This is a genomic window from Microbacterium sp. B19, from assembly GCF_000333395.1.
Classification (GTDB): Bacteria; Actinomycetota; Actinomycetes; order Actinomycetales; family Microbacteriaceae; genus Microbacterium.
Genome location: NZ_BADA01000273.1, coordinates 1 through 7,654 on the forward strand (window position 1 = coordinate 1; position 7,654 = coordinate 7,654).

The 7,654-nt window shown below is 69.9% G+C and carries 6 protein-coding genes and 2 pseudogenes; 6 read left to right on the forward strand and 2 right to left on the reverse strand.

The genetic code is table 11. From position 1 onward, the window contains the following. The 5 genes and pseudogenes from I5G_RS21755 to trpS all read left to right on the forward strand — a co-directional run. A pseudogene (locus I5G_RS21755) lies at positions 1-1,340 on the forward strand (FAD-binding protein); the annotation flags it as partial. Continuing rightward, on the forward strand, positions 1,340-2,125 hold the full coding sequence (locus I5G_RS10025; protein ID WP_022878937.1) for a succinate dehydrogenase iron-sulfur subunit: 786 nt from the start codon (positions 1,340-1,342) through the stop codon (positions 2,123-2,125). The pseudogene I5G_RS21755 and the gene I5G_RS10025, both read left to right, overlap by 1 nt. A gap of 124 nt (positions 2,126-2,249) precedes the next feature. Then, complete coding sequence (locus I5G_RS10030; RefSeq protein WP_022878938.1) at positions 2,250-3,443, forward strand: YihY/virulence factor BrkB family protein; 1,194 nt, start codon at positions 2,250-2,252, stop codon at positions 3,441-3,443. A gap of 42 nt (positions 3,444-3,485) precedes the next feature. Next, positions 3,486-4,334 carry an exodeoxyribonuclease III gene (locus tag I5G_RS10035; protein WP_022878939.1) on the forward strand — a complete coding sequence of 283 codons (849 nt, stop codon included), beginning with the start codon at positions 3,486-3,488 and terminating at the stop codon, positions 4,332-4,334. 53 nt (positions 4,335-4,387) lie between these two features. Next, a complete protein-coding gene (gene trpS / locus I5G_RS10040) occupies positions 4,388-5,392 on the forward strand; it encodes a tryptophan--tRNA ligase (RefSeq protein WP_022878940.1) in 1,005 nt (334 codons plus the stop codon). 266 nt (positions 5,393-5,658) lie between these two features. Here the strand turns inward: trpS and I5G_RS10045 are convergent, their stop codons facing one another. Beyond that, a complete protein-coding gene (locus tag I5G_RS10045) occupies positions 5,659-6,474 on the reverse strand; it encodes a DUF559 domain-containing protein (RefSeq protein ID WP_026095826.1) in 816 nt (271 codons plus the stop codon). Between the two features lie 193 nt (positions 6,475-6,667). Here I5G_RS10045 and I5G_RS10050 point away from each other — a divergent pair, with 193 nt between their 5' ends. Beyond that, the gene (locus I5G_RS10050) at positions 6,668-7,231 is read left to right on the forward strand and encodes a GNAT family N-acetyltransferase (RefSeq protein WP_022878942.1); all 564 of its coding nucleotides are present in this window, start codon (positions 6,668-6,670) and stop codon (positions 7,229-7,231) included. 96 nt (positions 7,232-7,327) lie between these two features. Here I5G_RS10050 and I5G_RS27275 read toward each other — a convergent pair. Further along, positions 7,328-7,654: pseudogene (locus tag I5G_RS27275) on the reverse strand (TetR family transcriptional regulator); the annotation flags it as partial.

The following is a 7,654-nucleotide window of genomic DNA, read 5'->3' on the forward strand; positions in this document are numbered from 1 at the left end:
CTGCGTCAGCTCGGCATCAACTTCTTCACGAGTTCTACGTGCTCGACCTCATCACCGTGAAGGACGACGCGGGCAAGACCCAGGTCGCGGGCGTGGTGGCGTACGAGCTCGCGACCGGAGACCTGCACGTCTTCCAGTCCAAGGCCGTCGTCTTCGCCACGGGTGGTTTCGGCAAGATCTTCAAGACCACGTCCAACGCCCACACCCTCACCGGTGACGGCGTGGGGATCGTGTGGCGCAAGGGCCTCCCGCTCGAGGACATGGAGTTCTTCCAGTTCCACCCCACCGGCCTCGCGGGTCTCGGCATCCTGCTCACGGAAGGCGCCCGCGGTGAGGGCGCGATCCTCCGCAACGCCAGCGGTGAGCGCTTCATGGAGCGCTACGCCCCGACGATCAAGGACCTCGCGCCGCGCGACATCGTCGCCCGCTGCATGGTGCAGGAGGTCGCGGAGGGCCGCGGCGCCGGCCCGCACCGCGACTACGTGCTCCTGGACTGCACGCACCTGGGTGCCGAGGTCCTCGAGACGAAGCTCCCCGACATCACCGAGTTCGCCCGCACCTACCTGGGTGTCGACCCGGTCGTCGAGCCCGTCCCGGTCATGCCGACGGCGCACTACGCGATGGGCGGCATCCCGACCAACATCAAGGCCGAGGTGCTCTCCGACAACGACACCGTCGTCCCCGGCCTGTACGCCGCCGGCGAGTGCGCGTGCGTCTCGGTGCACGGCTCCAACCGTCTCGGCACCAACTCCCTCCTCGACATCAACGTCTTCGGCAAGCGCGCCGGCCGCAACGCCGTCGAGTACGTCCAGACGGCCGACTTCGTGGCCCTCCCCGAGGACCCCGCGAAGGAGGTCCGCGAGATGATCGAGGGCCTGCGCGCCAACTCGGGCACCGAGCGCATCGCGGTCCTCCGCAAGACGCTCCAGGACGAGATGGACAAGGGCGCCCAGGTGTTCCGCACCCACGACTCGCTGGCCGAGGTGCTCGACATCATCGCCGACCTGCGCGAGCGCTACAAGAACGTGCACGTCGACGACAAGGGCAAGCGGTACAACACCGACCTGCTGGAGGCCGTCGAGCTCGGGTTCCTGCTCGACCTCGCCGAGGTCGTCGTCTACTCCGCGCAGAACCGCGAGGAGAGCCGCGGCGGTCACATGCGCGACGACTTCCCGACGCGCGACGACGAGAACTACATGCAGCACACCATGGCGTACCTGACCGGCGACCCGCACTCGTCGCACCCCGCCGACCACATCGAACTCGGATGGAAGCCGGTGGTGTTCACGAAGAACGACGCCGGCGAGTTGCGCTACCCGCCCCTGGAGAGGAAGTACTGATGGCCGCGACCGCGCTCGACACCACGACTGACGCCCCCGCCGACATCGAGCAGTCCCCCGAGGACACCGGCATCCAGTCGTTCCTGGTCACGTTCAACATCCGCCGCTTCGACCCCGAGGTCGACGACGAACCGCGCTGGGTCGACTACGACGTGGAGCTCTACTCCACGGACCGCGTGCTCGACGCGCTGCACAAGATCAAGTGGGAGAAGGACGGCTCGCTGTCGTTCCGCCGATCGTGCGCGCACGGCATCTGCGGATCGGATGCCATGCGCATCAACGGCCGCAACCGCCTGGCGTGCAAGACGCTGATCAAGGACCTCGACATCTCGCAGCCGATCTACGTCGAGGCGATCAAGGGTCTGCCGCTCGAGAAGGACCTCATCGTCGACATGGAGCCGTTCTTCGCCTCCTACCGCGAGGTGCAGCCCTTCCTCATCGCCAACAGCAAGCCGGAGCCCGGCAAGGAGCGCATCCAGTCGATCGTCGACCGCGAGGTCTTCGACGACACCACCAAGTGCATCCTCTGCGCCGCGTGCACGTCGTCCTGCCCCGTGTTCTGGACCGACGGCCAGTACTTCGGCCCCGCCGCGATCGTCAACGCGCACCGCTTCATTTTCGACTCGCGCGACGACGCGGGCGACGTGCGCCTCGACATCCTCAACGACAAGGAAGGCGTGTGGCGCTGCCGCACGACCTTCAACTGCACCGAGGCGTGCCCCCGCGGCATCGAGGTCACGAAGGCCATCGCCGAGGTCAAGCAGGCGGTTCTCCGCGGTCGCTGAGCCTCGCTCCTCGAACGGCGGGTGCGCTTCGGCGCCCCGCCGTTCGTCGTTTCCGACCGGATGCCACCGGGTGGCCGCCCGTGACGGATGCCGGGAGGGGGTGGGATCCATTCATTAGGCTCGGATGGTGACCGACAGCCGCCACGACTCCCGCCCGCTGCCCGGCGCGGCGCCCGAGGAGACGTCGTTGCGCGAGCGGCTCGAGACCGCGGTGCGGGAGCGCTTGGACCAGCCGATCGCGCGGGCCGCGAAGATCGCGCAGGTGTTCCCGATCCGGGTGTGGCGGCACTTCCTGCGGCACAACGGGTTCCTGCTCGCCGCGGGCATGAGCTATCAGGGCCTGTTCACGCTGTTCTCCGCGCTGTACCTCGCGTTCGCGGGCGTCGGGATCTGGCTCGGCGGAAGCAGAGCGGCCATCGACGGTCTGATCCGGATCGTCAACGGCTACATCCCCGGGATCATCAGCGACACCGGTCTGATCAAGCGCGAGCAGGTGGAGGCCGTCGCGCAGGAGAGCGGCAAGCTCCTCGGCGTCACGGGAAGCGTCGCCGGTGTCGTGGTGATCTGGACCGCGATCGGCTTCGTCACCTTCACGCGGCGCGCCGTGCGGGACACCTTCGGGCTGCCGTTCGACGCGCGCAACTACCTGCTGCTGAAGGCGCGCGACTTCGTCGCCTCGCTGCTGTTCGGTCTGGCGCTCCTCCTCGGCGCGCTGCTCGGCTCGATCACCACCGGTGCCATCGACCTCGTCTTCGGGTGGATCGGCTGGACGCGCGAGACGCTCGGGTGGACGCTCGGCGCCCGGGCCATCTCGCTCGTGGTCGCCTTCGGCATCAACACGCTCGCCCTCGCGTCGCTCTTCCGCTTCCTCACCGGAACCGCGCTGCCGTGGCGACGGATCTGGCCCGGCGCGACCGCCGGCGCGGCGGGCATGGTGGCGCTCCAGATCGGGGCCGGCTTCCTCTTCGTCTACTCCCCCGCGAACCCGCTGTTGGCCACTTTCACCGTGCTCATCGGTTTCCTGCTGTGGTTCCGGCTGGTGGGGATCGTGATCCTGGTGGCCGCCGCCTGGATCGCCGTCGCGGCCGACGACCGCGACGTGCCGCTCCGCTCGCTCGAGGACCGACGTGCGATGGAGCAGGCGGCCCTCGTGATCGCGGCGCAGGTGGCCGTGCGCGAGGCCGAGGAGACCGCGGCCCTGTCGCGCTGGCCCCGACGCTGGCTCGCGCGGCGACGGCTGCGTGCGGCGCGCGCGCATCTCGAGCGGGTCGAGGCGGAGCTGCCCGCGCCCCGACGGTCCACGCTCCCTCTGGACTGAGCGGTCGGGCCCCATGTCGGAGGCCCCGGTTACGCTCGTGGGGTGGCTCGCTCCGTACGCATCGTCTCCGTCAACGTCAATGGCATCCGTGCCGCCGTCCGCAAGGGCATGACCGAGTGGCTCGACGCCTCGGGCGCCGACATCCTCGCCCTGCAGGAGGTGCGGGCGACCGCCGAGCAGCTCGCCGAGGCGCTGCCCGGGTGGCAGATCGTCAACGACGAGGCGCTGCAGAAGGGTCGCGCGGGCGTCGCGATCGTCAGCCGCCTGCCCGGCGTCGAGACTCGCACCCACCTCGGACCCGAGCCGCTCGACGCGTCGGGCCGCTGGATCGAGACCGACTTCGACATCGACGGCGAGACCCTGACGGTCGTGAGCGCGTACGTGCACAGCGGCGAGGTCGACACCCCGAAGCAGGAGGCCAAGTGGCTCTTCCTTGATGCCATGGAGGCGCGTCTCGCCGAACTCGGGGCCGCGCAGCCGCTCGCCATCGTCATGGGCGACCTCAACGTCGGACACCGTGAACTCGACATCAAGAACTGGCGGGGCAACCGCAAGAACGCCGGCTTCCTCCCCCGCGAGCGCGCCTACTTCGACCGGTTCTTCGGTCCCGCGGGCGAGTCCGTCGAGGGCGCGGACGGCTCGACCGGCCCCGGACTCGGGTGGGTCGACGTGGGACGTCGCCACGCGGGCGAAGTGGAGGGGCCGTACACGTGGTGGTCGATGCGCGGGAAGGCGTTCGACAACGACTCCGGGTGGCGGATCGATTACCACGTCGTGACCCCGGCCCTGGCCGAGCGCGTCACCGACTACCGCGTCGACCGCGCGCCGTCATACGACACCCGCTGGAGCGACCACTCCCCCGTCATCGCCGACTACACGCTGGGCCGCTGAGCGGGGCCGGTCGCCGGGCCGTGCCGATGTCCGCAGCGGCCTAGGATCGTACGGTGACCCAGCAGCGCCTCTACTCCGGAATGCAGCCCTCCGCCGACAGCCTCCAGATCGGCAACTACATCGGGGCCCTCCTCCAGTGGCGCGAGCTGCAGGACGAGTACGACGCGTTCTTCTCGGTCGTCGACCTCCACGCGCTCACGCAGCCCGGCGACCCGGCCGAACGTCGCGAGAAGACGCGTCGCACGGCGGCGCAGTACATCGCCGCGGGCATCGAGCCGTCGCGCTCGACCCTGTACGTGCAGTCGCACGTCCCCGCGCACGCGGAGCTGCAGTGGGTGCTGTCGACGCTCACCGGCTTCGGCGAGGCCGGGCGCATGACGCAGTTCAAGGACAAGTCGGCCCGGTACGGAGCGGATGCCACGAACGTCGGCCTCTTCACCTACCCGGTGCTGATGGCCGCCGACATCCTGCTGTACCAGACGGACGTCGTCCCGGTCGGCGACGACCAGAAGCAGCACATCGAGCTCACCCGCGACCTCGCCGAGCGCTTCAACAAGAACTTCGGTGAGACGTTCACGATGCCGAAGCCCATGATCCAGCGCGAGACGGCCCGCATCTACGACCTGCAGAACCCCACGTCGAAGATGTCGAAGTCCGCCGAGTCCGACGCGGGTGTGCTGTGGATGCTCGACGAGCCCAAGGTCAGCGCGAAGAAGATCATGCGCGCCGTCACCGACTCCGAGGGCGCGGTGCGCTTCGACCGCGAGGAGAAGCCCGGCGTCTCGAACCTGCTCGTGATCTACTCCGCCCTCACCGGCCGGGAGATCTCCTCGATCGAGGACGAGTACGCGGGTCGCGGCTACGGCGACTTCAAGAAGGGCCTCGCCGAGGTCGTCGTCGCCGAGTTCGAGCCGGTGCGCGAGCGCGCGCTCGAGCTGCTCGCAGACCCCGCCGAGCTCGACCGCGTCCTCGCGTCGAACGCGGAGCGGGCGGCATCCGTCGCCGAGAAGACCCTCGCCGACGTCTACGACCGCATCGGCCTCCTGCGCCGCGGCTGACCCGGCGCGGGGTGCCGCCCGGCCGGTAGCGTGCGGGCACAACTCCTGCAGATGCGACCGCCCGGGGCTCCGACAGCCCGACTCCGGGGATGTTGCCGGAGTTGTGCGCGAAGGGACGGCCGGCGTCGCGCGATGCGACGCACCGGCCGAAGGGCTGCGGCACGCAGGTACCTGCACAACTCCGGCACTCGGTGCACCCAGCCACGGCGGGGCGGCTTTCGGAGCGATCACGCAGGAGTTGTGCGCCCAATGGGCGGCGCTGGTGTTCAGTGACTTCGGCGTCGGTTCTTCACGACACCGGCGAGCGCGACGCGCACCAGTTCCGGGCTGTACAGGATCTCCTCGGCGACCAAGCGCAGGGTGAGGTATCCGGACGACGCCGCCGCCCGATCCCGACGTCGATCACGAAGTTGGGCCTCCCAGGACGAGTGGTGGGCGCGACTGTCGCACTCGACGATGAGCCACCCCTCGACGAGAAAGTCGACCCGACCGACCCCACGGATCCGCACCTGGGTCTCGTAGCGCGCACCGAGAGCCCGAAGGATGAGGCGAACGTACGTCTCCGGCCCGGACTCGGCCGAGCCGTCTACGAGAGTTCGCAGCCGCCGATAACGTCGCGGCAGCGTGTCGAAGAGCTCATCGACCTGGGCGTCGGTGATCAGCCCGAGGTGCAGCGCGCTATCCACCGAAGCGATCCCGGCGCGCGGCCCTTGGCACATCACGGCTTGCGCCAGCGCTTCGAGGACATCTGCGTGCAGGTCCCCGCGTCTGGAGACGCTCGATCGCCAGTGGGCGACGACACCGGCAGGTCGCTCCGGCAACCTGCTCGCCTCGCGATCGAACTGGACGTGGAGTCGACCAGCGTTCAGGACGAAGACGCCGAGAAGCGAGAGCAGGGACACGCAATCCACGCGCCCGCCGAGACGGGCCGCATCCTGGACGGTTGAGTCGACAGAGGCGGCGACGTACCTCCCGCGCCGGAGTCGGACCAGCGCGCCGCTGCCCACCGCGTTGGCCAGGCGGTGTCGCGTCCATCCGTCCTCGCGCAGCTGGCGGTAGGTGCGGAACGCCGGGATTGTCATGTCCCTCACCGTGCATGCCTGCGCCGGCGCTCGATCAGCAGCAACGGCGCAATTGGGGAGGGATGCCGAGATACCTGGCCTGGGGAGGAGGGTCCGGGAATGGCACAACTCCGGCGGGGCACGGGCGCCACGGCATCCGTTGACCGCCCGGCGAGGAATCGCCGGAGTTGTGCCCGGCCGGTAGCGTGGGCGGATGGAACCCGACCACCTGCAGACGCCCCGGCTGGAACTCTCGGCACCCTCCACGGGCGACGTCGCGGCAATCCACGCGGCGTGCCAGGATGCCGATCTGCAGCGGTACACGACGGTGCCGTCGCCGTACCTCCTCGACGATGCCGAGCGCTTCGTCGCGCTGACCGGCGAGTGGTGGGCGGACGGCACGCAGCCGACGTGGGCGATCCGCCGCGACGGGCATCTGGCCGGAATGATCGGGCTGGCGAAGCTCGACACCGGAGCACCCGAGATCGGTTACTGGATCGCCCGCGACGCGCGACGGCAGAACATCGCCGTCGAGGCGGCGACCGCCGTGATCGACTGGGCCTTCGCCGACGACCGGCCCGCGATCGAGCGCGTCGAGTGGCGCGCCGTGGTCGGCAACCTCGGCTCGGCCCGGATCGCCCGGCGTCTCGGCTTCCGGTACGAGGGGCTGCTGCGTCAGGCGCACGTCAACAGCCTCGGCCGCGCCGACCTCTGGATCGGCGGTCTCCTCCGGCACGACGACCGGACCCCGCAGGCCTGGCCGCTCGACCTGGGCTAGGCGCCCGCGGCGGGGCCGAGTGTCCACGACACGCCGCATGACGTCGGCCCCATGCGGCGTGTCTTGGACACTCGATGGGGATCGGTCCGCGAGGGCTCAGCGCGGAACGGCCGGGCGGGTGCGGAGCCCGTCGAGCAGCAGCCGGACCATCGCGTTCGGCTCCCCGCCCGCGGACGGCGCGCGGTGACTCAGGTCGGCGATCGCCATGAGGAAGTCGAGCGGATCGACGCCCGATCGCACCTCCCCGCTGGCGACCGCGGCATCCAGCAGCGTCGTGAGCGCCGGACCGAGCGTCTCCCGAAGGTGAGTCGGAAGCTCGTCGAAGGCGGGATCACCGGAGTGGAGCGCGGCGGACAGCCCCTGCTTGGTGGCGACGAACCGCGTGAACCGCTCGACCCAGAGGTCGNGGCCCGCCCGGCGGGG